Annotated in this window: 22 protein-coding genes and 4 tRNA genes; 13 read left to right on the forward strand and 13 right to left on the reverse strand. The window is 66.8% G+C overall.

Features of this window, described 5'->3' with window-relative positions:
* Positions 1 to 71: 71 nt before the first annotated feature.
* Genes U4Y91_RS35965 through ssuD form a run of 4 tightly spaced genes read right to left on the reverse strand, consistent with a single transcriptional unit; the run spans position 72 to position 3,287 of the window.
* Positions 72 to 287 (reverse strand): TOBE domain-containing protein, encoded by a 216-nt coding sequence (locus tag U4Y91_RS35965; RefSeq protein ID WP_006400187.1) that lies wholly within the window; start codon positions 285 to 287, stop codon positions 72 to 74.
* A 57-nt stretch (positions 288 to 344) separates the two neighbouring features.
* Positions 345 to 1,304 (reverse strand): ATP-binding cassette domain-containing protein, encoded by a 960-nt coding sequence (locus U4Y91_RS35970; protein WP_321809044.1) that lies wholly within the window; start codon positions 1,302 to 1,304, stop codon positions 345 to 347.
* Complete coding sequence (gene ssuC, locus U4Y91_RS35975; RefSeq protein WP_321809045.1) at positions 1,301 to 2,113, reverse strand: aliphatic sulfonate ABC transporter permease SsuC; 813 nt, start codon at positions 2,111 to 2,113, stop codon at positions 1,301 to 1,303. Before ssuC ends, U4Y91_RS35970 begins: the two co-directional genes overlap by 4 nt.
* Positions 2,114 to 2,129: 16 nt before the next feature.
* A complete protein-coding gene (gene ssuD, locus U4Y91_RS35980) occupies positions 2,130 to 3,287 on the reverse strand; it encodes an FMNH2-dependent alkanesulfonate monooxygenase (RefSeq protein WP_321809046.1) in 1,158 nt (385 codons plus the stop codon).
* A 341-nt stretch (positions 3,288 to 3,628) separates the two neighbouring features.
* Between ssuD and U4Y91_RS35985 the strand changes: the two genes are divergently transcribed.
* Entirely contained in the window at positions 3,629 to 4,057 is a 429-nt protein-coding gene (locus U4Y91_RS35985) for a hypothetical protein (protein ID WP_044845068.1), read from the forward strand.
* A 120-nt stretch (positions 4,058 to 4,177) separates the two neighbouring features.
* Here the strand turns inward: U4Y91_RS35985 and U4Y91_RS35990 are convergent, their stop codons facing one another.
* Genes U4Y91_RS35990 through U4Y91_RS36000 form a run of 3 tightly spaced genes read right to left on the reverse strand, consistent with a single transcriptional unit; the run spans position 4,178 to position 6,197 of the window.
* On the reverse strand, positions 4,178 to 5,326 hold the full coding sequence (locus U4Y91_RS35990; protein WP_321809047.1) for an enoyl-CoA hydratase/isomerase family protein: 1,149 nt from the start codon (positions 5,324 to 5,326) through the stop codon (positions 4,178 to 4,180).
* A gap of 31 nt (positions 5,327 to 5,357) precedes the next feature.
* Positions 5,358 to 5,696, reverse strand: a complete 339-nt coding sequence (locus tag U4Y91_RS35995; RefSeq protein WP_044845070.1) for a DMT family transporter — start codon at positions 5,694 to 5,696, stop codon at positions 5,358 to 5,360.
* A gap of 3 nt (positions 5,697 to 5,699) precedes the next feature.
* Positions 5,700 to 6,197, reverse strand: coding sequence for a heme-degrading domain-containing protein (locus U4Y91_RS36000; protein WP_321809048.1), 498 nt, complete (start codon positions 6,195 to 6,197; stop codon positions 5,700 to 5,702).
* 214 nt (positions 6,198 to 6,411) lie between these two features.
* On the opposite strand from U4Y91_RS36000, the gene U4Y91_RS36005 reads away from it, so the two are divergent.
* The 7 genes from U4Y91_RS36005 to U4Y91_RS36035 all read left to right on the forward strand — a co-directional run bounded on the left by U4Y91_RS36005 (position 6,412) and on the right by U4Y91_RS36035 (position 11,774).
* Positions 6,412 to 6,488 (forward strand) — tRNA-Met (locus tag U4Y91_RS36005).
* A gap of 172 nt (positions 6,489 to 6,660) precedes the next feature.
* Positions 6,661 to 7,206 (forward strand): NUDIX hydrolase, encoded by a 546-nt coding sequence (locus U4Y91_RS36010; RefSeq protein WP_040144100.1) that lies wholly within the window; start codon positions 6,661 to 6,663, stop codon positions 7,204 to 7,206.
* Positions 7,207 to 7,217: 11 nt separating this feature from the next.
* The gene (gene aat / locus U4Y91_RS36015; RefSeq protein WP_321809049.1) at positions 7,218 to 7,982 is read left to right on the forward strand and encodes a leucyl/phenylalanyl-tRNA--protein transferase; all 765 of its coding nucleotides are present in this window, start codon (positions 7,218 to 7,220) and stop codon (positions 7,980 to 7,982) included.
* 33 nt (positions 7,983 to 8,015) lie between these two features.
* Positions 8,016 to 8,846 (forward strand): arginyltransferase, encoded by an 831-nt coding sequence (locus U4Y91_RS36020; protein ID WP_321809050.1) that lies wholly within the window; start codon positions 8,016 to 8,018, stop codon positions 8,844 to 8,846.
* Positions 8,847 to 9,024: 178 nt separating this feature from the next.
* Positions 9,025 to 10,062, forward strand: a complete 1,038-nt coding sequence (locus U4Y91_RS36025; protein WP_321809051.1) for a quinone-dependent dihydroorotate dehydrogenase — start codon at positions 9,025 to 9,027, stop codon at positions 10,060 to 10,062.
* Positions 10,063 to 10,164: 102 nt separating this feature from the next.
* Positions 10,165 to 10,959 carry a cystine ABC transporter substrate-binding protein gene (locus tag U4Y91_RS36030; protein ID WP_321809052.1) on the forward strand — a complete coding sequence of 265 codons (795 nt, stop codon included), beginning with the start codon at positions 10,165 to 10,167 and terminating at the stop codon, positions 10,957 to 10,959.
* Positions 10,960 to 11,081: 122 nt separating this feature from the next.
* The gene (locus U4Y91_RS36035) at positions 11,082 to 11,774 is read left to right on the forward strand and encodes an amino acid ABC transporter permease (protein ID WP_321809053.1); all 693 of its coding nucleotides are present in this window, start codon (positions 11,082 to 11,084) and stop codon (positions 11,772 to 11,774) included.
* Positions 11,775 to 11,868: 94 nt separating this feature from the next.
* Here U4Y91_RS36035 and U4Y91_RS36040 read toward each other — a convergent pair whose 3' ends face one another.
* The 6 genes from U4Y91_RS36040 to rnr all read right to left on the reverse strand — a co-directional run bounded on the left by U4Y91_RS36040 (position 11,869) and on the right by rnr (position 19,102).
* Positions 11,869 to 12,855, reverse strand: coding sequence for a Gfo/Idh/MocA family oxidoreductase (locus U4Y91_RS36040; protein WP_321809054.1), 987 nt, complete (start codon positions 12,853 to 12,855; stop codon positions 11,869 to 11,871).
* A 101-nt stretch (positions 12,856 to 12,956) separates the two neighbouring features.
* Positions 12,957 to 13,673, reverse strand: coding sequence for a FadR/GntR family transcriptional regulator (locus tag U4Y91_RS36045; protein WP_044845078.1), 717 nt, complete (start codon positions 13,671 to 13,673; stop codon positions 12,957 to 12,959).
* Positions 13,674 to 13,958: 285 nt separating this feature from the next.
* The gene (gene rpiA / locus U4Y91_RS36050; protein WP_321809055.1) at positions 13,959 to 14,651 is read right to left on the reverse strand and encodes a ribose-5-phosphate isomerase RpiA; all 693 of its coding nucleotides are present in this window, start codon (positions 14,649 to 14,651) and stop codon (positions 13,959 to 13,961) included.
* 116 nt (positions 14,652 to 14,767) lie between these two features.
* Complete coding sequence (locus tag U4Y91_RS36055) at positions 14,768 to 15,640, reverse strand: N-acetylmuramoyl-L-alanine amidase (protein ID WP_321809056.1); 873 nt, start codon at positions 15,638 to 15,640, stop codon at positions 14,768 to 14,770.
* Positions 15,641 to 15,744: 104 nt separating this feature from the next.
* Entirely contained in the window at positions 15,745 to 16,488 is a 744-nt protein-coding gene (gene rlmB, locus U4Y91_RS36060; protein WP_321809057.1) for a 23S rRNA (guanosine(2251)-2'-O)-methyltransferase RlmB, read from the reverse strand.
* A 151-nt stretch (positions 16,489 to 16,639) separates the two neighbouring features.
* Positions 16,640 to 19,102, reverse strand: coding sequence for a ribonuclease R (gene rnr, locus U4Y91_RS36065; RefSeq protein ID WP_321809058.1), 2,463 nt, complete (start codon positions 19,100 to 19,102; stop codon positions 16,640 to 16,642).
* Positions 19,103 to 19,351: 249 nt separating this feature from the next.
* On the opposite strand from rnr, the gene U4Y91_RS36070 reads away from it, so the two are divergent.
* The 5 genes from U4Y91_RS36070 to U4Y91_RS36090 form a co-directional block, all read left to right on the forward strand.
* Positions 19,352 to 19,438 (forward strand) — tRNA-Leu (locus U4Y91_RS36070).
* A 183-nt stretch (positions 19,439 to 19,621) separates the two neighbouring features.
* The gene (locus U4Y91_RS36075) at positions 19,622 to 20,611 is read left to right on the forward strand and encodes an aliphatic sulfonate ABC transporter substrate-binding protein (protein ID WP_321809059.1); all 990 of its coding nucleotides are present in this window, start codon (positions 19,622 to 19,624) and stop codon (positions 20,609 to 20,611) included.
* Positions 20,612 to 20,721: 110 nt separating this feature from the next.
* Positions 20,722 to 20,808: transfer RNA gene (locus U4Y91_RS36080), tRNA-Leu, on the forward strand.
* Positions 20,809 to 21,064: 256 nt separating this feature from the next.
* Positions 21,065 to 21,151, forward strand: a tRNA-Leu gene (locus U4Y91_RS36085).
* 408 nt (positions 21,152 to 21,559) lie between these two features.
* A partial coding sequence (locus U4Y91_RS36090) for an ROK family transcriptional regulator (protein WP_321809060.1) occupies positions 21,560 to 22,793 on the forward strand: 1,234 nt, incomplete at its 3' end.

Below are 22,793 nucleotides of genomic sequence, written 5' to 3' on the forward strand. Positions count from 1 at the left end.
CCCCCCCCCCCCCCGGGGCGGGGGGCCCCCCCCCCCCCCCCCCCCCCCCCCCCCCGGCACCGGAAACGCGCTCAAAGGCGCGCGATCGACACCTCGGTGGATTTCACGAGCGCGACGACTTCCGCGCCGACCTTCAGTTCGAGTTCGTCGACCGAGCGCGTCGTGATCACCGACGTGACGATGCCGAACGGCGTCTCGACGTCGACCTCGGACACCACGGGCCCGCGAATGATCTCCTTCACCTTGCCTTTGAACTGGTTACGCACGTTGATTGCAGTGATGCTCATCGGGTTGATCGCTCCGAAGAAAAAAGTCTGAGAACGGGCGGCCGGTGCCGCCCGGATTTAAACGGCCCAGCGAATCTGCCCGACCGGTCGTACGTGCTCCACCTCAGGTGCCGCGCCCTGCTCGCCCCCGCCCGGCCCGCCGGCGAGTACGCGTTGCAGCACACGGTCTTCCAGCGCCGCGAATGCGGCCGACGCGCGCGCACGCGGCCGGTCGAGCGGAACGGACTGATCGAGGGCGACGCGCCCTTGCTCGATCAGCAGGATCCGGTCGCCGAGCGCGACGGCTTCCTGCACGTCGTGCGTGACGAGCAGCGCGGTGAACCGATGCTCGCGCCACAACCGCTCGATCAGTGCATGCATCTCGATGCGGGTCAGCGCGTCGAGCGCACCGAGCGGCTCGTCGAGCAGCAGCAGTTGCGGCCGGTGCACGAGCGCGCGGGCGAGCGCGACGCGCTGCCGCTGGCCGCCCGACAGCTGGGCGGGCCAGTCGTTCGCGCGCTCGAGCAGCCCGACTTCGTCGAGCACCGCGCGCGCCTGATCGCGTGCCCCGCGGCCCAGGCCCAACATCACGTTCTGCAGCACGGTCTTCCACGGCAGCAGTCGCGCATCCTGGTACATGATCCGCGTATCGAGCACGCCACCGCCCTCGCCGCGCGTCACGAGCGCACCGCTGCTCGGCGCCTCGAGCCCCGCGACGAGACGCAGCAGTGTGGATTTCCCGCAGCCGCTGCGGCCGACGATCGCGACGAAGCTGCCGCGCGCGATGCCGAGTTCGACGTCGTCGAGCACGGTGCGCGTGCCGAAGCGCTTGCTGACGCCCGACAGCGTCACCGCGTCGTCCTGTACCGGGCTGCCCGTGCGCCGTCGCGCGAGCGGAACGACGGATGCACCGCCGTCCCGATCGACGATCGCCGCATCGCGTGCGTCGTCGTCCGTCACGCGCGCCTGCGCCAGTTCGGCCTCGAGGTCTGCGCCGGCGAGCGGGCCGTAGGCGGCCGCCGAAGTCGTCGCATTCATGCCTTTGCTCCTGATTGATAAGCGGGGTGCCAGCGCAGCGTCACGCGCTCGATCCATTTCGCCAGCACATCGGCCAGCTTGCCGAGCACCGCATACAGCAGGATGCCGACCACCACCACATCGGTTTGCAGGAATTCGCGCGCGTTCATCGTCATGTAGCCGATGCCCGATTGCGCGGAGATCGTTTCCGCGACGATCAGCATCACCCACATCAGCCCGAGCGCGAAGCGCACGCCGACGAGAATCGACGGCAATGCGCCGGGCAGGATCACGTCGCGATACAGCGCGAAGCCGCGCACGCCATAGCTCTTCGCCATCTCGATCAGGTTCGCGTCGACCGAGCGGATCCCGTGATACGTGTTGATATAAACCGGGAAGAACACGCCGAGCGAAACGAGGAACAGCTTCGCCTTCTCGTCGATGCCGAACCACAGGATCACGAGCGGAATCATCGCGAGCGCGGGGATGTTGCGGATCATCTGGATCGTCGAATCGAGCGCGACCTCCGCCGCTTTCGACAGGCCGGTCGCGAGCCCGAGCGCGAGACCCACGCCGCCGCCGATCGCGAAGCCGAACAGCGCGCGCCAGGTACTGACCTTCACGTTCGCCCACATCTCGCCCGACGTCACGAGCGACCACGCGGCACGCACGACCGCCACCGGTTCGGGCAGCACGCGGGTCGACAGCCAGCCGACGCGCGCGCCGACCTCCCATGCGGCCAGCAGCGCGAGCGGCACGAGCCACGGCGCGATGCCGCGCCACGCGCGGGCGGCCACGGCGGCGCCCGTCGTCGACGTTTTCGTTGTCATCGCAGGCCTCCTTCGTTCAGCTCTGGCTCGCCTTCGGCAGGTAGTTGTTGCCGACGATCTCGCCGAACGGCCCCGACAGCGGGCCGGACGGCCGCGCCGCGCTCTTGCCCTTGATCAGCGGGAACACGAGCTCGGCGAAGCGGTACGACTCCTCGAGGTGCGGATAGCCGGACAGGATGAACGTCTCGATGCCGAGATCCGCGTATTCACGCATGCGTTCCGCGACCTGCTCGGGGTTGCCGACGAGCGCGGTACCCGCGCCGCCGCGCACGAGACCGACGCCGGCCCACAGGTTCGGATACACCTCGAGCGCCTCGCGGCCGCCGCGCTTGCCGCCGTGCAGCGCGGCCATCCGGCGCTGGCCTTCCGAATCCATGTTCGCGAATGCCTTCTGCGCGCGGGCGATCGTCTCGTCGTCGAGACGGCTGATCAGGCGCTCGGCATCGCGCCACGCCTCGTCCTCGGTCTCGCGCACGATCACGTGCAGGCGGATGCCGAACCTGATCTTGCGGCCGCGCGCCTCGGCGCGGGCGCGGATGTCGGCGATCTTCTTCGCGACGGCCTCGGGCGGCTCGCCCCAGGTCAGATAGGTGTCGATGTGATCCGCGGCGATCGTGTGCGCGGCCGGCGACGATCCGCCGAACCACAGCGGCGGATGCGGGCGCTGCACGGGCGGATACAGCGCCTTGCCGCCCTTCGACTGAAGGTGCTTGCCGATGTAGTCGAAGCCGCCGTTATCGTGCGATGCGGACAGCAGTCCGCGCCAGATGTTCAGGAAGTCGTCGGTGATTTCGTAGCGCGTATCGTGATCCGCGAACAGCCCGTCGCCTTCGAGCTCGGCGGCGTCGCCCCCGGTCACGACGTTGATCAGCAGGCGGCCGCCCGACAGGCGGTCGAACGTCGCGGCCATCCGCGCCGCGAGACCGGGCGATGCGATGCCGGGACGCACGGCGACCAGGAACTTCAGACGCTGCGTCGCCGGAATCAGGCTCGACGCAACGACCCACGCGTCCTCGCAGGAACGGCCGGTCGGCAGCAGCACGCCTTCGTAGCCGAGCGTATCGGCCGCGACGGCGATCTGCTTGAAATAATCGTAATCCGCGGCGCGCGCGCCTTCGGCGGTGCCGAGATAACGGCTATCGCCGTGCGTGGGAATAAACCAGAAAACATTCATCTGCTGCTCCTGCTTGACTGTCCTTGCCGGAATCTGGATAAAACGAGGCCCTGCTCGCGTCGCGAATCAGCGACGCATGCATGGTGTGCATTCGAATCGGGATGGCTCGCCGGTCAGGCCGTGCCGCGGGCGAGTACGCGATTGCACGGCTGTTTCTGGGAAATCAGTCTATGGATCGGTGCAGGGCTTTGGAACGATTTTTTTGAGCTTAGGTTTTCCGCTTTCGTGATTAGCACGACGCTCCAGCGAATATCGTGTCGGCCGGGCCCTATAATGACGCACCTATCCGAATAACTACGCGCGGACAGCCCCGGCTGCCCGCGCCTGCAATGCACTCATCGATGCAGAAAGTCATCCTGCCGTTCCTGTCCGGCTTCCTGGCCGCCCTCTTCTTTCGCGAAGCGACGCTCGCGCTGCTGCATACGGCCGACCTGATCGCCGCAGCCGGGTTCTCCACGCAACCGTTCGCGCCGCTCGGCATTCCTGAATTTGTCGCGAACGCGCTGATCAGCGCGTGCTGCGCGATCCCGATGGCGTGGCTGCTGCGCGTGTCGCCGGAGCGCGAAGCGCCGTGGATCGGCGCGCTGGTGTTCGGCGGCATCGTGCTGACGGCCGCCCGCGTGTTCGCGATCGATCCGCTGCGCGGGATCTGGCCGTCGGGCAACATGATGCCGGTGCTCGCCGCCGGTTTCGCCGCGAACGCGGTGTGGGGTTTCGGTGCGCTGGTGTTCATGCGCGCGTTCATGTCGGACGACGCCGGCGACGAATAACGCACGGCTTGTGGCGAGGCCCCGGCCCTGCAGCCGAGCCGGATCGGCATCCGCAAACGCAAAGGCCGCCTGCACACAATGCAGGCGGCCTTTTTGCTTTTCGGTTCGATACCGCGCGCGTCAGTCCTTCAGGTTGCGCAGCGGATGCGTATCGGGCGTCCACGGGCTGTCGAACATCGCGAGCACGTCGGCCCGGTCGATATCGGCCGTCGACTTGAAGCGCCACACCGGCTGTTGATCCTTGTCGACGATCAGCGCGCGCACGCCTTCGATCACGTCGCCGTGCGCGAACGTCGAACGCGTGAGGTCGAGATCGCGCCGCAGGCAATCGGCCATCGTCGCACCGCGCGCCCGTTCGACGGTTTCGAGCGACACGGCCATCGACAACGGCGACAACTGGCTGCGCATCGCGTGGGTCGCCTTCTCGACCCATCCGTCGACTGCGGCGCAATCCTGCTCGGCGTCGAGCGACGCCAGGATCGCACCGATATCGGCTTGCGCGAAATGGCGGTCGATCCCGGCGCGCGCGTCGGCCAGCGCCGACGTGTCGGGCGTCGGCACGACCTTGTGCGCGGCAGCCGCGTCGGCCACGCACGCGACGGCCTGCGCGCCGCTGTCGATCCGCGCGCCGTGCAGCGTATCGAGCAGCGCCGGCAGCGCGGCGTCGGGCAGGTACACGTCGGCGAGTTGCGCATACAGTGCGCCGGCCGCGTCGAGCGTCGCGCCGGTCACCGCGAGATAGCGGCCGAGCGCGCCCGGCGTGCGCGCGAGGAACCAGCTCATCCCGACGTCCGGGAACAGGCCGATGCGCGTTTCGGGCATCGCCATCTTCGTCGAATCGGTGACCACACGCAGGCCGCCCGTATGCCGCGCCGCCTGCGAAATGCCCATGCCGCCGCCCATCACGACGCCGTGCATCAACGCGATGTACGGTTTCGGATAGGTGAAGATCGTATGGTTGAGCGTGTATTCCTCGATGAAGAACGTGTCGACCGCATCGCGATCGCCGCGCTGCCACGCATCGTGGAAGAAGCGCACGTCGCCGCCCGCGCAGAACGCGCGCGGATGCGGGCTGTGCACGACGACGGCCGCCACCTCCGTGTCGTCGCACCATGCATCGAGCGCCTGCTGCATCAGTCGGATCATCCCCACCGACAGCGCATTCAGCGCCTTCGGCCGGTTCAGTTCGAGATAGCCGATGCGGTTCGCGACATACGCGCGCACGTCGGGCTGGGCGGCTTCGGCGGAAGCGGCAGTGGAATCGGTCATGTGAGCCATCCGGCGTATCGCGGGCGCACGCTCAGTGCGCCTGCATCTTCGAGAACAGGTTCAGCACCACGACGCCCGAGACGATCAGCCCGAGGCCGATCACGGCCGGCAGGTCCGGCACCTGGCGATAGAGCAGCATCGCGACGAGCGTGATCAGTACGATGCCGGCCCCCGACCACACCGCATAGATGATGCCGACGGGCATCGTGCGCAGCGTGAGCGACAGACAGTAGAACGCGATGCCGTAACCGGCCACGACGAGCGCCGACGGCCAGAAGCGCGTGAAGCCGTCCGCCGCGCGCAGCGCGGACGTGCCGACCACTTCCGCGACGATCGCGATCGCGAGCCATGCGTAACCCGGAATCTGCATCGCTCAGCTCCTTGCAAGTGCCAGCACGGCATAGTCCTGCCCGAGCTCGGCGCACAGGGCTTCGACGACGAACTCGTGATCCGCGCGCTGCGGCAGCCCCGATGCGGTGATCGAGCCGATCACGCCGGCCCCCGCGACGGTCAGCGGAAACGCGCCGCCGTGCGGCGAATAGTCGGAGATCGGCAGCCCGTGCTTGTCGGCGAGCGTGGCGCCGGCCTGCTGCATGCGCAGGCCGATCGCATACGAACTGCGGCGGAAGTGCGCGACGACGTTGCGCTTGCGGCGTACCCAGTCGACGTTGTCGGGCGTCGCGCCGGCGAGCGCCGCATAGAACAGCGGCTGGCCGAACGTGACGATGTCGATCGCGATCGCATGGCCGCGCGACGTCGCGAGCGCATGCATCCGGTTGCCGAGCGCCCAGGCGCGAGCCGGGTCGAAATGGGGAAACACGAGCGCCTGTTCCTGCGCGCCGATCGATTGCAGATCGTGAGCGATGTCCATGAATCCGTCGATACAGTAGTGAGTGTTGCAACGGCACCGACGCGATCGCGCGCGACGCCGCTGCAGGAATGAACGACACAAGCAAACCGCTCGATTCTAGCGCACGCGCCTGCCGTACCGGCCCTGCCGGCGTCACGCCGGCGACTGAAGCGCGATTGTCAGAAAGCGCTTGCAAGCATTCGGGTTAGTCCATATAATTCAATTCTTCGACGGACGCGGGGTGGAGCAGTCTGGCAGCTCGTCGGGCTCATAACCCGAAGGTCGTAGGTTCAAATCCTACCCCCGCAACCAACGTCCCGATTCATGCAAAAAGCCCGGCTCCATGCCGGGCTTTTTGTTTTTCGGCGCGCGATTGCGCACATCGCGCGTTGCGCTTCGCGCCGCACGCCGCGCAGATGCGCTCGCGTTCGAGAATGCCCCGCCCCGGTGATACACTCGCATCACCTCGTCCCATCCACTCGACATGAAATTCTGCTCCGTCTGCGGTCACGAAGTCATCGCGCGCATTCCTCCGGGCGACAACCGCGAGCGCTTCATTTGCGATCACTGCGGCACGATCCATTACCAGAATCCGCGTAACGTGGTCGGCACGGTGCCGGTCTGGGGCGATCAGGTCCTGCTGTGCCGCCGCGCGATCGAACCGCGCTACGGTTTCTGGACGCTGCCGGCGGGCTTCATGGAAATGGGCGAGACGACGGCCGAGGCCGCCGCGCGCGAAACGCTCGAGGAAGCCGGCGCACGCGTCGAGGTTCAGAACCTGTTCACGCTGCTCAACGTGCCGCACGTGCACCAGGTCCACCTGTTCTATCTGGCGCGGCTCGTCGATCCGGCTTACGAGGCCGGCGAGGAAAGCCTCGAAGTCAAGCTGTTCGACGAAGCCGACATTCCGTGGGACGAGATTGCGTTCCCGACCGTCAGCCAGACGCTGCGCTTCTTCTTCGCCGATCGCGCCGCCGGCGACTACGGCGTCCATACCGGCGATATTTTCCGCTCGCTGCGCAACGGCTGAGCCCGCGCCCCATGGTCCCCTGGCTCGGCCCGGACGATCCGTTTCCGCCCGTCGAACGCGCGCTCGGCCCCGCGACCGGCGCGCCGGGGCTGCTCGCCGCGAGCGCCGACCTGCTGCCGTCCCGCCTGATCGAGGCCTACCTGCGCGGCATCTTCCCGTGGTATTCGGACGGCCAGCCCGTGCTGTGGTGGAGCCCCGACCCGCGGATGATCCTCGCGCCGGCCGAATTCAAGGTGTCCCCGTCGCTGCGCAAGACGCTCAAGCGCGTGCTGCGCGACCCCGCGTGGGAAGTGCGCGTCGACCATGACTTTCCGGGCGTGATGCGCGCGTGCGCGCAAGCGCCGCGCCGTGGGCAGCGCGGCACCTGGATCACGGCCGAGATCATCGACGCGTATACGTCGCTCTACCGTTCCGGCAACGCGCACAGCATCGAGGCGTGGCACGACGGGCGACGCGTGGGCGGCCTCTACGGCGTCGCGTTCGGGCGGATGTTCTTCGGCGAATCGATGTACGCGGATGTCACCGATGCGTCGAAGATCGCGCTGGCGACGCTCGTCGCCCACCTTCGCGAGCAGGGGCTGGAGATGATAGACTGCCAGCAGAATACGTCGCATCTAGCGTCGCTCGGTGGCCGCGAGATCGCACGCAAGGCCTTTGTCGCTCACGTGCGCCGCGCGGTAGCCGAACCGCCGATTCCGTGGCAGTTCGACAAGCGTGTGCTCGCCATGCTGACGGGCCCTGCCGAACCGGCCGCCCCCTCCGGGATCGAGCGCTAGCGCGGCACTCCCTCCCTGCATCGAGAGCTGCCCATGACTCACCCGACTGAGCTGCCGCTTTCACCGCTTTCGGCGCTGCAATTCTATGCAACGGCGCCCTATCCGTGCAGCTATCTGGACGGCCGCGTCGCGCGCTCGCAAGTCGCGACGCCGAGCCACCTGATCAATTCCGACATCTATACCGAACTCGTGAAGGCCGGCTTCCGGCGCTCGGGCGTGTTCACCTATCGCCCGTACTGCGACGGCTGCCGTGCCTGCGTGCCGGTGCGCGTGCCGGTCGGCGCGTTCACGCCGTCGCGCACGCAACGCCGGATGTGGAAGCGGCACCGCACGCTCGTCGCGACGGTCTCGCCGCTGCACTACGACGAGGAGCACTACGCGCTCTACATGCGCTACCAGTCGGCGCGCCACGCGGGCGGCGGCATGGATCGCGACAGCCGCGACCAGTACGAACAGTTCCTGCTGCAGAGCCGGATCAATTCGCGCCTCGTCGAATTCCGCGACCTCGACGCGCCCGGCGGCGAGCCCGGCAAGCTGCGCATGGTCAGCATGATCGACATCCTCGGTGACGGACTGTCGTCGGTCTATACGTTCTTCGAGCCGGACGACCAGCACACGAGCTACGGCACGTACAACATCCTGTGGCAGATCGAGCAGGCGAAGAGCCTCGGCCTGCCGTACGTGTATCTCGGCTACTGGATCCGCGAGAGCCCGAAAATGGCCTACAAGGCCAACTTCCATCCGCTCGAAGGGTTGCTCGACGGCCGCTGGAAAATACTCGATCCGGATCGCGTCGACCTGCCGCCGGTCGACGCGGCACTCGCCCGCGCGCCGCTGCCGGGCGGACATTCCGGGTCGGGCTGACAGGCCATCCCGCAGCGCGGCGGCGCGCCTGCAACGGCACCTTGCCGGCCCGTGCACGCGTTGCCGCGCAGCACGAGCGGCGCCACCGGCGGCGCATGCGAAGCGAAGCCCGCCCTTGCCGCGCAACTCCCGGTAAAATAGCGGGTTGTCATTCATTCCGGCCGTCCGCCCAATTCCCGTGTTCAGTTCCCTCTATCCGCTGGCCCGCGCATCCCTGTTCAAGATGGATGCGGAAGACGCTCACCACCTCACGCTGCGCGCGCTCGGCGCGGCCGGCCGCACGGGCCTCGCCTGCGCGCTGTCGGCCCGCGTGCCCGATGCGCCGCGCACCGTGATGGGGCTCACGTTCCGCAACCCGGTCGGCCTCGCCGCCGGCCTCGACAAGGACGGTGCGGCCATCGACGGCCTCGCGGCGCTCGGCTTCGGCTTCATCGAGGTCGGCACGGTCACGCCGCGCCCGCAGCCGGGCAATCCGCGCCCGCGGATGTTCCGCCTGCCGCAGGCGGAAGCGCTGATCAACCGGATGGGCTTCAACAACCACGGCGTCGATCAGTTCGTGAAGAACGTCCAGGCGGCCCGCTATCGCGGCATCCTCGGCCTGAACATCGGCAAGAACGCCGACACGCCGATCGAACGCGCCGCGGAAGACTATCTCTACTGCCTCGAGCGCGTGTATCCGTTCGCGAGCTACGTGACGATCAACATTTCGTCGCCGAACACGAAGAACCTGCGCCAGCTGCAGGGCGCGGGCGAACTCGACGCGCTGCTCGCCGCGCTGAAGGACAAGCAGCAACGCCTCGCCGACCTGCACGGCAAGCTCGTGCCGCTCGCGCTGAAGATCGCGCCCGATCTCGACGACGGACAGGTCAAGGAAATCGCCGACACGCTGCTGCGCCACAAGATCGAAGCGGTCATCGCCACCAACACCACGCTGTCGCGTGCGGCCGTGCAGGGCCTGCCGCACGCGGACGAGGCCGGCGGCCTGTCGGGCCGTCCGGTGTTCGATGCGTCCAACGAAGTGATCCGCAAGCTGCACGCCGAAGTCGGCAGCACGGTGCCGATCATCGGCGTCGGCGGCATCTTCTCGGGCGAGGACGCACGCGCGAAGCTCGCGGCCGGCGCGTCGCTCGTCCAGCTGTACACGGGCTTCATCTATCGCGGCCCCGCGCTCGTCGCCGAATGCGTGAAGGCGATCGCACACGAACGCGCCGCGTAATATAGCCATAAACAAACGATATTTAGTGGTCGATTGCATTTTTGCTATGATCGCCCCCACAGTCAGAATCAAGCGCCCCGCTGGGGCAAGGAAGCTCACACAATGAAAATTTCGCTGCTGAAGAAGCTGCTGGTCGCCGGCCTGATCGGCACGTCGTTCGCCGCCGCCACCGCGCAGGCGGCCGACCTCCTCGACCAGGTGAAACAACGCGGCACGCTGCGCGTCGGCCTCGAAGGCACGTTCCCGCCGTTCAACTCGAAGAACCCGCAAGGCGAACTCGTCGGCTTCGACGTCGACATCGCGAAGGCCGTCGCCGCGAAGCTCGGCGTGAAGGCCGAGTTCGTCACGACCGAATGGAGCGGCATCATCGCGGGCCTGCAGGCCGGCAAGTTCGACGTGATCGCCAACCAGGTCGGCATCACCGACAAGCGCAAGGAAACGCTCGACTTCTCGCCCGCGTACACCTACTCGTCCGCCCAGCTGATCCAGCGCAAGGACGACACGCGCCAGTTCAAGTCGCTCGACGACCTGAAGGGCAAGAAGCTCGGCGTCGCGCTCGGCACGAACTACATGGACATGGCGAAGTCGGTGCCCGGCATCGACGTGAAGACGTACCCGGGCGCGCCCGAGTATCTGCGTGACCTCGCGGCCGGCCGTCTCGACGCGGCGCTCAACGACCGCCTGATGCTCGCGTACCTGACGAAGAACTCGCAGCTGCCGCTGCGCCCGGGCGCGAACGTCGGCTCGGCGAATCCGTCGGGTATCCCGTTCAAGAAGGGCAACCCGAAGTTCCAGAAGGCGATCGACGATGCGATGGCGCAACTCGAAGCCGACGGCACGTTCACGAAGATCTCGGACAAGTGGTTCGGCATCGACGTGACGAAGCCGATCAAGTAAGCACGCCTCTGCTTCCCGCCTGACGGCGGGCCGGAAAGGGCGGCATCCGAAACGATGCCGCCCTTTGTTTTATCGGTCCGGTTTATGATTGCGCTTTCGCGCACGCATTCGATTCGTATTCCATGTCGACAACGTCCCTGCTCGTCCAATCGCTGCCGGTGCTCGCCCAGGGTGCCGTACTGACCGTCAAGTTCGCCGTGCTGTCGATGGTGTTCGGCCTGTTCGGCGCCGTCGTGCTCGCGATGATGGGCATCCGGCAAAGCGAACCGCTCGACGGCTTCGAACGCATCTGGGTCAACGCGCTCGCGGGGCTCGCGCGCGCCTACGTGAGCCTGATGCGCGGCACGCCGCTGCTCGTGCAGATCTTCGTCATCTATTACGGACTGCCGAGCCTCGGCATCTCGCTCGACCCGACGCCGGCCGGCGTGATCGCGCTCTCCGCGAACGTCGCCGCTTACATGTCCGAAAGCATGCGCGGCGCGATCAACGGGATCGCGCGCGGCCAATGGCTGGCCGCCTACAGCCTCGGGCTGTCGTGGGGGCAGACGCTGCGCTACGTGATCGGCCCGCAGGCGCTGCGCATCGCGGTGCCGAGCCTGTCGAACAGCCTGATCAGCCTGATCAAGGACACGTCGCTCGTATCGGTGATCACCGTGACCGAACTGCTGCGCAGCGCGCAGGAAGTGATCGCGGCGACCTACCAGCCGTTGCCGCTGTACCTGGCCGCCGCCGCGGTCTACTGGGTGCTGTGCCAGATCCTCGAATGGGTCCAGCGCTGGTACGAAAAGCGCCTGTCGCTGCCCGCGCGGCACTGAGCACGTCGCCGCTCCCGCCGGGCCGCGGATGCGCGCCCGGCACCCTTCCCGTCCTTCCCGCCTTCCCGCCTTCCCGCCTTCCCGCCCTTCCCGCCTACTCGCCCGAATAGCGCACGCCGAGCGCCGCGCGTGCCGCATCGGTCATCGCGATCATTCGCCGCGAATGGTCGTGCGTCATGATCGGGCTCTCGCGTTCGCCCGCGCACAGCAGGTCGCAGAAGTGCGCGATCTCGTAGTTCAGGCCGCCACCGTCGACCGGTGCGTCGAGTTCGACGGTGCGCCCGTCGGCATAGCGGATCGTCGCCCGCGCGGGGTTCCACCACTTCTCGTGAATCGTCACGTGCCCGCCTGCTGCTGCGATCAGCGCATCGCCGCGTCCCATCACGTCGAGGCCACAAAAGAGCTGCGCAATGCCGCCGTTCGCGTGACGGCTGTTCAGGCTCGCGAACACGTCGACGCCCGTCGCACCGATGCGGCCGAGCGTCTGCACGTCGACTGCCGCGCCGAGCCAGTCGACCGCGAGAAACGCTTCGTAGATCCCGATGTCGAGCAGCGCGCCGCCGGCGCGGTCGAGCCGATAGACGGAATGATCGTCCGGCACCGACGACGACGCGCAGCCCGCGCGCACGAGCCGGATCTCGCCGATCGGATCGTCATGCAGATGCGCGCGCAACTGACGATACAACGGAAAGAACGGCGGCTTCATCGCTTCCATGAAGAGCCGGCCGGCCGTGCGTGCCGCATCCAGCACGGCATCGAGCTGCGTCGCGTTCAGCGTCGCGGGTTTTTCGCACAGCACGGCCTTGCCGGCGGCGAGCGCCGCTTGCGCGTAGTGCGCGTGACTGTCGTGGAGGGTCGCGATATAGATCGCGTCGATGTCGCTCGCGAGGAGCGCGTCGAGGCTGGCGGCAGGCGTGCCGCCGCAGCTGTCGCAGAAAGCGGTTGCCGCATCGGCGCGGCGTGCCCACACACCGGCGAGCGTGGCCCCCGGCACGTGCGCGAGGCTTTGCGCGAAACGGCGTGCGATGCTGCCTGCGCCGACGATGCCGAAGCGCACCGGGCGGTTGTCGAATTCGTTCATCCGGATCTTCCGTGTCGGTCGTATGACGGTGGCCGGCACGCTGCCGGCCGGCCGTCATGATAAACGGCTCGCCGGCACAAGGATAAGCGACGCGCGCCGATTCAGGCGCGCACGGGCACGTCGACGGAGAAATCGCGCGAGATCTCGTCGGCGCTGAAATCGATCAGGGCAAGCGACGCCGCCTCGGCTTCGCGCGGATCGCGTCGTTCGATCGCATCGACGACGCGCGCATGCGCCTTCACCGCGATGTCGTGCGCACCGTCCTTCTGCGCGACGCGCGGATTCACGAGCCGCACTGCGCCGCGCACGATCGCCGCCATCTGCTGGAAGAACTGATTGCCGCTCGCCTGGACGATTCGCGTGTGCAGCAGTTCGTCCGCCGTGTCGTAACCGGGGTCGCCCGGTTGCAACACCTTGAACGCCTCGAACGCCTCGCGGATGCCCGCGATGTCGGCCGCCGTCGCACGAACCGCCGCCTGCGCGGTCGCGCGCGGTTCGATCAGCATCCTGAATTCGATGACGTCGCGCATGAACTGCGGATCCGGCTTCGCGCGAAACCGCCAGCTCACCACGTCTTCATCGATCATGCGCCAGTCGCGCATCGGCCGAACGCGCGTACCGACTTTCGGACGCACGTCGAGCATGTCGCGCGCGAGCAACATCGACAATGCTTCGCGCATCACCGTGCGACTCACGTCGAACTCTTTCGACAGCACGTCCTGCGGCGGCAGAATGCCGCCGTACTTGTCCTCGACGATACCCGCGACAAGCCCATCCATCACTTTGGCGACCAGTGACCGGTCTTTGCCCTGCTCCATGACACCTCCCCGTGCGTCGATTTGCGAACACCTGCTCCGCAGTTCCGCCGGCCCTGGTTACGACTGTTCTTATGATCTATAAGTTGATGAGTTCGGGGATATTTCGCTATCTGGTAAACACCTGACAGGGTTATCCCTCTTTTTGATGCGGTTGATTTATAAGGCTTCAAAAAAAGCCCGGAAAGCGCGCTGCGCTTGCCGGGCCGGGCTTTCCACGAACTTTGAACATGCAATTCCATTACGGCATCCGGACGCCATTACGGACTGCTTCTCATTCAGTTTCGATTAATCGGGATAAACGATCGTTTCAACGCCGTTTGCCGTGCCGAGCAGGCACAGATTCGCGCCGCGCGCGGCGAACAGGCCGACCGTCACGACGCCCGGCCATGCGTTGACCTGCGCCTCGAAACCGCGCGGATCGGTGATTTGCAGCCCCTTGACGTCAATGATTTCGTTGCCGTTGTCGGTGATGTACGGCGCGCCGTCCTGCGTCACGCGCAGCACCGGCACGCCGCCCAGCGCGGTCACGCGCCGGCCGATCGCCGTGCGTGCCATCGGCACGACCTCGATCGGCAGCGGGAATGCGCCGAGCACCGGCACGCGCTTGCTGCCGTCCGCGATGCAGACGAACGTATCGGCGACCGACGCGACGATCTTCTCGCGCGTCAATGCGCCGCCGCCACCCTTGATCATTGCACCGCTTGCGTCGATCTCGTCGGCACCGTCGACGTACACCTGCAGCGATTCGACCTCGTTGAGGTCGAACACCTTGATGCCGTGCGATTTCAGGCGTTCGGTCGTCGCGATGGAGCTCGACACGGCGCCGCGATAGCGCGACTTGACGGTCGCGAGCGCGTCGATGAAACAGTTGGCGGTCGAGCCGGTGCCGACGCCGATCACGGCGCCTTCCGGCACGTTCTGGATCACATAATCGGCGGCCGCCTGGCCGACCAGGCGTTTGAGTTCGTCTTGAGTCATGGGGGTGGGAATACAGCGGGATTGCGGAAAACCGCCAGTTTACCGGACTCGGGAGACGACCCGGGCATTTTCGGTGCGGGTGCCGGCGCTGCGATCGGCGCCGGGCACGCCGGCGATCACGGCGCGCCGGTGGCGGATGCGTCGCCCGCCGGCGGCATGTCGGAGAAATACTTGTCGAGCAGCGCCTTCGCGATCGCATCGGTTCCGGCGTCCGGATTGCCCGCATAGTCGGCCGGCCGGAAATGCATCTGGAACGCCGCGAATACGCGTCGCGTGCGTGTGTCGAGCACGCCGTCGGTCGGCACGTCGTAGCCGTAGCGCGCGAGCTTCAGCTGCAGTTCGCGGACGTCGACGAGCGCGTGCGGATCGCGGCCGCCGAGCCGGGCGGCCACGGCCGCATCGTCCGGCCACGCGCCGACACCGGCTTGCGCAAGCGCATGCCACGGGAACAGCGGCCCCGGATCGATCTTGCGTTGGGGCGCGATGTCACTGTGCCCGACCACGCGCGTCGGCGGAATCCGGTAGCGCGCGACGACATCTTTCGACAGACGGATCAGCGCATCGACCTGTTCGGGCGGATACGGCTGCCACGTACGGTTTTGCGGATCGAGCGGGCCGCGATTCACGTTCTCGATGCCGATCGACGCTGCGTTGAGCTCGGTCGTGCCCTGCCATTCGCTGATGCCCGCCTGCCATGCGCGTTCCGATTCAGGCACGAGCTGGTAGACCACCGGCATCCCGTGTTCGATGCGCGGTTGCGGCGGCACGACGTAGTGCGCGCTGACCGAATCGCCCGTCAGCGTGCGCAGCGATTGCGCTTCGTCGCTTTCGGTGTAATGCATCACGAGAAAGCGGATCCGCGAATCGGCGCCGCGTGCATGCAGGCTCGTGTCGGCGTAGTAAGTGCCACGCCCGACCAGTGACGGCGACGTGCAGGCGGCCAGCAGGCCGAGGATCGCGCACGATGCGCCGAGGCGAAACAGGGTCATGTTCGCGAGTTCCGGGAGGCGCGTGCCGCGCGCAGTCGCGGCACGCGTCGTGCGGGTCGTGACGGCCCGCGCATCGCGCGAGACCGCGCGCGTCAGCCCGTGTATCAGCCCTTCACGCGCCGCTGCCGCACCGCTTCATACAGGCACACGCCGCTCGCGACCGACACGTTCAGGCTTTCCACGCTGCCGGCCATCGGGATGCTCATCACTTCGTCGCAGGTGTCGCGCGTGAGCCGGCGCATGCCTTCGCCTTCCGCACCCATCACGATGGCGACGGGACCGTCGAGCTTCGTGTCGTACAGCGTGCCCGACGCCTCGTCCGACGTACCGATGATCCACACGCCCGCGTCCTTCAGCTCGCGCAGCGCGCGGGCGAGGTTCGTGACCGTGATGTACGGCACCGTGTCGGCCGCGCCGCTCGCGACCTTCGCCGCGGTCGCGTTCAGGCCGACCGCGCGGTCGCGCGGCGCGATCACCGCATGCGCGCCGGCCGAATCGGCGACACGCAGGCATGCGCCGAGGTTGTGCGGATCGGTGACGCCGTCGAGCACCAGCAGCAGCGCCGGGCCCTGGATGCCGTCGAGCAGCTCGGACAGGTTCTGTGCGAGCGGGACGTCTTCGACGCGCGCAACGACGCCCTGGTGGCGCTCGGTATGCGCGAGGCCCCACAGGCGGGTTTCATCGGCCGCAATCAGCCGCACGCCCGCTTCCTTCGCGGTGTGCAGGAAGTCCTGCATGCGGCGGTCGCGGCGCGTCTGGTCGTACAGCACCTCCGCAACCGTCGACGCATCGTGCCGCAAACGTGCGGTCACCGCATGAAAACCGTAAAGAACCTTCAGACGAGACATGACTGGAACAACCTTCGATCAAACGTGCGGCCGCGCGACGTGCGCAGCCGCGATCCATGGAAAAGGAAAGCGCCGCGTTGCCGGCCGGTGACCGGTCAAGCGCGGCGTCTCTCGATACTGCAAGGGCGCGCGCGTGCGCCACCCCGAACGCTCAATACTTCTTGCGGGCGTGCACCTTCTTCGCGGCCGTCTTCGCCGCCACACCGCCCTTCTTCTTCGCGGCACGCGCGGCACGCGCCTCCTTCACCGCAACGGTCGGTGCGCTGGCCGCCTTCTTGCGGCGCGGCGCGGCGTCCTCCACCGGCGGCAACGCGCGCACGCGCGGGCCGCCGCGATCGTTACCGTTGCCGGCGACAGCCGGCGCCGGTGCCGGACGCGGCGCCTTCACCGGCGTGTCGCGCACGAGGCGGAAGTCGATCTTGCGCGCGTCGAGATCGACGCGGCTCACCTGCACGCGCACGCGATCCGACAGGCGATAACGGATGCCCGTGCGCTCGCCGCGCAGCTCGTTCTTGATCTCGTCGTACTGGAAGTAGTCCGAGCCGAGTTCCGTAACGTGCACAAGCCCCTCGATGAACAGCGTATCGAGTTGCACGAAGATGCCGAACGACGTGACGCCGTTCACCATCCCGCCGTACTCCTCACCGAGCTTGTCGCGCATGAAGTAGCACTTGAGCCAGGCCTCGACGTCGCGCGACGCTTCGTCGGCACGACGCTCGTTCGCCGAGCAGTGCAAGCCGAGTTCTTCCCAGATCGCCGTGTTCGAGCGCGAACGGCTGCGCGCTTCGTCATCGGCCTGCTGCATCGCGCGGGCGCGCGGCGACAGCGCGGTGTTCAGCTCGAAGCCGTCCGGTGCCTTCGGCATGTACTTCTTGCCGGACAGGATCGCGTAGATCGCGCGGTGCGTGAGCAGGTCGGGATAGCGGCGGATCGGGCTCGTGAAGTGCGCGTACGCCTCGTACGCGAGACCGAAGTGACCGATGTTGTCCGGGCTGTAGACGGCCTGCTGCATCGAGCGCAGCAGCATCGGCTGCAGCATCTGCGCGTCGGGCCGGTCGCGGATCTGCGCCATCAGCGCCGCGTAGTCGCTCGCATGCGGCTTGTCGCCGCCGCCGAGCGAGAGGCCCATGCCGCGCAGGAACGCGCGCAGGTTCTCGAGCTTCTCCGGCGTCGGCCCCGCGTGCACGCGGTACAGGCCCGGGTGCTTGTGGCGCTTCAGGAAATCGGCCGCGCACACGTTCGCGGCCAGCATGCATTCCTCGATCAGCTTGTGCGCATCGTTGCGCTGACGCGGGACGATCTGCTCGATCTTGCCTTGCGAGTTGCAGACGATGTAGGTCTCGGTCGTGTCGAAGTCGATCGCGCCGCGCTTCTGGCGTGCGGCGAACAGCGCCTTGTAGACGCCGTACAGATCCTGCAGGTGCGGCAGCAGGTCCGCGCGGCGCGCGGCCTCCGGCCCCTTCGTGTTCGACAGCACGGCCGCGACTTCGGTGTACGTGAGGCGCGCGGCCGAATGGATCACGGCCGGATAGAACTGGTACGCCTTGATCTCGCCGCGCGCGGTAATCACCATGTCGCACGCGAGCACGCAGCGATCGACCTGCGGATTCAGCGAACAGAGGCCGTTCGACAGCTTCTCCGGCAGCATCGGGATCACGCGGCGCGGGAAGTAGACCGACGTACTGCGCTCGAGCGCGTCGGCATCGAGCCCGCTACCCGGCTGCACGTAGTGCGACACGTCGGCGATCGCGACGATCAGGCGGAAGCCGTCGCCGCGGCCGACCTTGGTCGGCTCGCAGTAGACGGCATCGTCGAAGTCGCGGGCATCCTCGCCGTCGATCGTCACGAGCGGCACGTCGCGCAAGTCGACGCGGAAGCGCAGGTCGGCCGGCCGCACCTTGTCCGGCAGCGCGGCGGCTTCGTCGAGCGCCGGCTGGCTGAATTCGTGCGGCACGCCGTACTTGCGCACGGCGATCTCGATTTCCATGCCCGGATCGTCGATGTCGCCGAGCACTTCGACGACGCGGCCGAGCGGCTGCGAATGGCGGCTCGGGAAGTCGGTCAGTTCGACGACGACGACCTGCCCGACCTTCGCCTTCTTCACGTTCTGCGTGATCAGGATGTCGTGGCCGATGCGCTTGTCTTCGGGGGCGACGATCAGCGCGCCGTTCTCGTTGAGCAGGCGGCCGATCACGCGCTTGTTCGCGCGCTCGGTGACTTCGACGACGTGCCCTTCCGGCCGGCCGCGGCGATCGTAGCCGACGATCCGCGCGAGCACGCGGTCGTTGTGCATGACCTTCTGCATTTCGCCGTTCGGCAAGAACAGGTCGTCCTGGCCGTCGTCGCGGATCACGAACCCGTAGCCGTCGCGATGCCCCTGCACGCGGCCGGCAACGAAGTTCGACGGATGGGTGAGCTGGTAGTGGCCGCGCTTGTCGAGGCGGATCTGGCCGTCGCGTTCCATCGCGGCGACACGCCGGAAGAACCCCTCGCGCTCCTGACGCTTGATCGACAGCGCTTCGGCGATGTCGTTGGCTGCCAGCGGCGCGTCGCTCGTACGCAGCACGCCGAGAATCTCTTCACGGCTCGGAATGGGGTACGGATATTTGCTCAAGGGTTTGTCGATGATTGTTCTCGTTGCGTTGACTGATGGTGCACGGCATCAACATAGAAGTGTCCGTCAGACAGTTCTATAGTGACGGCGGCGGACCATTCTATCACCCGCCTGTGCCGCCAAATGACGCGAATGCCGCGTGCAGGCGCCGCGGCGACCGGTTTGCGGTGCATCGTAAAAAAGTGTTGACACGATTAATTGGGGCGCTATAATTTCGCTTCTTTGCAGCAAGCAGCTACTGCAAAACGTGCCCAGGTGGCGGAATTGGTAGACGCACTAGGTTCAGGTCCTAGCGGTGGCAACATCGTGGAGGTTCGAGTCCTCTCCTGGGCACCATCTGTTTTTGAAAAGGTCGGCTTTTAGCCGGCCTTTTTTCATTTTCGGCCGCACATTGCGCATACTGGCCGCGCCATATGCCCGCCACGCCGATCGATAGCAGAATTAATCAGTTATCGATTGCCCTCCCCGTTGGTACGTTAGCCGCCTCGCCTTCAACGAACCCGACGAGGAACCCACCCCATGACGTCGATGAACCGCCGCACGTTCGCGCGCGCGATGCTGGCCGCCGGCCTGAGCGTCGCCGGCATCCGGACGCACGCCGAGAACACGCCCTCCACGTTGCGCATCGGATACCAGAAATCGTCGACGCTCATTACGCTGCTCAAGACGCGCGGCACGCTGGAGCAGTCACTTGCGCCGCTCGGCCTGCGCGTGTCGTGGCATGAATTCGCGAGCGGCTTGCCGCTGACCGAAGCGCTCAACGTCGGCGCGGTCGATTTCAGCGCCGACGTGGCCGACACCGTTCCCGTCTTCGCGCAGGCCGCGCATGCGCGCTTCGTATACGTCGCGCAGGAAGCGCCGTCACCGAAAGCGCAGGCCATCATCGTCAAGCGCGACAGCGCGCTGCGCACGCTCGCCGATCTCAAGGGCAAGCGCATCGCCGTCACGAAGGCAGCCGGCAGCCACTACCTGCTGCTTGCCGCACTCGCACGCGCAAAGCTCACCCCCGCCGACGCCGCAATCCACTACCTGACGCCGGCCGACGGCCGCGCGGCGTTCGAGCGCGGCAGCGTCGATGCATGGATCACGTGGGATCCGTATGTCGCATCGGTCGACGCGAGTCCCGACGTGCGGATTCTGGCCGACGGCGACGGGCTCGCGTCGTACCAACGCTATTACCTTGCGTCGAGCAGCTTTGCCGCCGCGCGCCCCGACGTCATCCAGATCGTGTTCGACCAGTTGTCGCAAGCCGGCACCTGGCTGCGCGAACATCAGCAGGAGGCCGCCAATACCCTCGCACCGATCTGGGGACTCGACGCGAAGACGATCGAGCGCGCGAACGCGCGACGCAGCTATCTCGTGCGCACCGTGGCCACGCAGAACTTCGGTGAGCAGCAGAAGATCGCCGATACGTTCCTCGCGGCCGGTTTGCTGCCTGCCCGCGTCGACACGGGTGAAGCGCTGCGCTGGAATTTCGCGGCAAAGCGTGCGGAGCCGATCGGCGCCTGATGCCCGGAACATGCAACGCGCGATAATTTTGATCGCCATCGAAAAATTGTGTTGACAGACGCTCCAGACACGCTAGAATAGCGGTCTTCGCATCGCAGCAAGCGAAACGTGCCCAGGTGGCGGAATTGGTAGACGCACTAGGTTCAGGTCCTAGCGGTGGCAACATCGTGGAGGTTCGAGTCCTCTCCTGGGCACCATCTGTTTTCTAAAAAGGTCGGCTTTTAGCCGGCCTTTTTTCATTTCCGGCGCCGAATCGATACGCTCGCCGCGGCACGATCTTCGCACCTGACCATCACGACGCATCGACGATACACGCCGATCGTTGCCGCGCACGCTCCCCTCCAGCATCGCAAGCAGCCCGCCAAATTATTTTCGTTCGCAACCTCAAATTCTGTTGACAGATCCTTCAGACACGCTAGAATAGCGGTCTTCGCATCGCAGTAAGCGAAACGTGCCCAGGTGGCGGAATTGGTAGACGCACTAGGTTCAGGTCCTAGCGGTGGCAACATCGTGGAGGTTCGAGTCCTCTCCTGGGCACCATCTGTTTTTCTAAAAAAGGTCGGCTTTTAGCCGACCTTTTTTCATTTCCGGCACCGAATCGATACCAGCTTCACGCCGCGCCCATACCGTCCGGGTGACGCGCATGACGTGCCATCCTTCCTTCGCCACCTGCGCATCAGGACAAATCGCCCCGGCCTGCGCGACGAGCCAGTCCGACCGGCAGTCCGTCGAGCGCGCGTCCGGCCAAGCATTGCACGAATTCGAAATCGCCGGTCCCGCTGCACGCCGCGGTCGCCCACCCGTCCTCCCCGGAAACCCGAGCCCCACCCTCATCCCGGAACAAAACCGGGATTTCCCTAGGCTGACATGCCACCGCTCACGCGGTTAAATAAATCAACATGATTTATTTAATGCGTCGGTGTTCGACGCAACATGGAAGGAGACGCCATGCGAAGCCCGCACTTCGGCCAGGGCAGCAATTCGGCTAACGTGCGCCGTTACAACGAGCGCCTGCTGCTGAAGACGCTGCGCCGCGTGGGCAGCGCGTCGAAGGCCGACCTCGCGCGTCTCGCGAACATGACGAGCGCGGCTGTCGGCGGCATCATCGCGTCGCTCGCCGACGCGAAGCTGATCGAATCCGCTGGCCGCACCGAAGGCCAGCGCGGCCAGCCGGCGTCGCTGATCCGCCTCGATCCGCGCGGCGCGTTCGGCATCGGCGTCCATCTCGACCGGATGCGCATCGAGACGGCGCTCGTCAATTTCGCGGGCGACGTGCTCGGCCGCCGCTCCCACGACTGCCTGCTCCCCCCGCCCGCCGACGTGCTCGACATCGTGCGGCGCGACATCGATGCGATGCAGGATCTGCTCCCCACGCATGAGCGCGCGCGCCTGACGGGCGTCGGCGTCGCCCAGCCGTACGACCTCGGCGCGTGGATGCGCGAACTCGGCCTCGCACCCGACACGTTCCGCGCGTGGGAAAACGTCGACTTCGCGAGCGACCTCGGGCGCACGCTGTCGCTGCCCGTGTTCGGCGAAAACGACGGCAACGCGGCCGCGATCGCCGAACTGTTCTACGGGTACGGCCGGCAGTGCGACGATTTCGTGTACCTGTTCATCGGTCCCGCGATCGGCGGCGGCATCGCGATCGACGGCGACTGCCTGCGCGGCGTGACCGGCAATGCCGGCGACATCGCCGTGATTCCGGTGCCGCCGAGCCGGCTGGCGTCCGCGCCGCCACCCCGCGGCCCGTGGGACATCCTGCTCGCCCGCGCGTCGCTGCACGCGCTCGTGCGTCATCTGCGCCATCACGGCGAGACGGTCGAGAACCGCGCCGACCTCGAGGCCTGCATCGCGCGTGGCCTGCCGGCGGTCGACGAATGGATCGACGACTGTGTTGACGCGCTCGCGCCGGCATTGCGCGCGGTGCTGTGCGTCGTCGATGCGCCGGTGGTCGTGCTCGACGCCGATACCGACGCCGGCCTGCTCGATGCGGTGACGACCCGCCTGCGCGCGGCGCTCGTCGCCACCGCGCCGGAAGCGCGCGGCACGCCCACGCTCGTGCGCGGCTCGTTCGGCGCCGACGCCGGTGCGATCGGCGCCGCGACGCTGCCGATGTTCTTCAATTTCTCTCCACGGGCCGGCATCCTCAAGGGCGCCCGCACCGAATCGCAGGAGGTCAACC

This window comes from Burkholderia sp. BCC1993 (genome assembly GCF_905339865.1).
Lineage (GTDB): Bacteria > Pseudomonadota > Gammaproteobacteria > Burkholderiales > Burkholderiaceae > Burkholderia.

What these genes read in the sequence shown, in the direction of transcription:
- U4Y91_RS36075 (WP_321809059.1), top strand. Translation starts at nt 19,622, where the DNA reads ATGACGTCGATGAACCGCCGCACGTTCGCGCGCGCGATGCTGGCCGCC.
- U4Y91_RS36000 (WP_321809048.1), bottom strand. Translation starts at nt 6,197, where the DNA reads ATGGACATCGCTCACGATCTGCAATCGATCGGCGCGCAGGAACAGGCG.
- U4Y91_RS35965 (WP_006400187.1), bottom strand. Translation starts at nt 287, where the DNA reads ATGAGCATCACTGCAATCAACGTGCGTAACCAGTTCAAAGGCAAGGTG.
- U4Y91_RS35995 (WP_044845070.1), bottom strand. Translation starts at nt 5,696, where the DNA reads ATGCAGATTCCGGGTTACGCATGGCTCGCGATCGCGATCGTCGCGGAA.
- U4Y91_RS36055 (WP_321809056.1), bottom strand. Translation starts at nt 15,640, where the DNA reads ATGACCCTGTTTCGCCTCGGCGCATCGTGCGCGATCCTCGGCCTGCTG.
- U4Y91_RS35985 (WP_044845068.1), top strand. Translation starts at nt 3,629, where the DNA reads ATGCAGAAAGTCATCCTGCCGTTCCTGTCCGGCTTCCTGGCCGCCCTC.
- U4Y91_RS35990 (WP_321809047.1), bottom strand. Translation starts at nt 5,326, where the DNA reads ATGACCGATTCCACTGCCGCTTCCGCCGAAGCCGCCCAGCCCGACGTG.
- ssuD (WP_321809046.1), bottom strand. Translation starts at nt 3,287, where the DNA reads ATGAATGTTTTCTGGTTTATTCCCACGCACGGCGATAGCCGTTATCTC.
- ssuC (WP_321809045.1), bottom strand. Translation starts at nt 2,113, where the DNA reads ATGACAACGAAAACGTCGACGACGGGCGCCGCCGTGGCCGCCCGCGCG.
- U4Y91_RS36035 (WP_321809053.1), top strand. Translation starts at nt 11,082, where the DNA reads ATGTCGACAACGTCCCTGCTCGTCCAATCGCTGCCGGTGCTCGCCCAG.
- rlmB (WP_321809057.1), bottom strand. Translation starts at nt 16,488, where the DNA reads ATGTCTCGTCTGAAGGTTCTTTACGGTTTTCATGCGGTGACCGCACGT.
- rpiA (WP_321809055.1), bottom strand. Translation starts at nt 14,651, where the DNA reads ATGACTCAAGACGAACTCAAACGCCTGGTCGGCCAGGCGGCCGCCGAT.
- U4Y91_RS36040 (WP_321809054.1), bottom strand. Translation starts at nt 12,855, where the DNA reads ATGAACGAATTCGACAACCGCCCGGTGCGCTTCGGCATCGTCGGCGCA.
- U4Y91_RS35970 (WP_321809044.1), bottom strand. Translation starts at nt 1,304, where the DNA reads ATGAATGCGACGACTTCGGCGGCCGCCTACGGCCCGCTCGCCGGCGCA.
- U4Y91_RS36010 (WP_040144100.1), top strand. Translation starts at nt 6,661, where the DNA reads ATGAAATTCTGCTCCGTCTGCGGTCACGAAGTCATCGCGCGCATTCCT.
- U4Y91_RS36030 (WP_321809052.1), top strand. Translation starts at nt 10,165, where the DNA reads ATGAAAATTTCGCTGCTGAAGAAGCTGCTGGTCGCCGGCCTGATCGGC.
- U4Y91_RS36020 (WP_321809050.1), top strand. Translation starts at nt 8,016, where the DNA reads ATGACTCACCCGACTGAGCTGCCGCTTTCACCGCTTTCGGCGCTGCAA.
- aat (WP_321809049.1), top strand. Translation starts at nt 7,218, where the DNA reads ATGGTCCCCTGGCTCGGCCCGGACGATCCGTTTCCGCCCGTCGAACGC.
- U4Y91_RS36045 (WP_044845078.1), bottom strand. Translation starts at nt 13,673, where the DNA reads ATGGAGCAGGGCAAAGACCGGTCACTGGTCGCCAAAGTGATGGATGGG.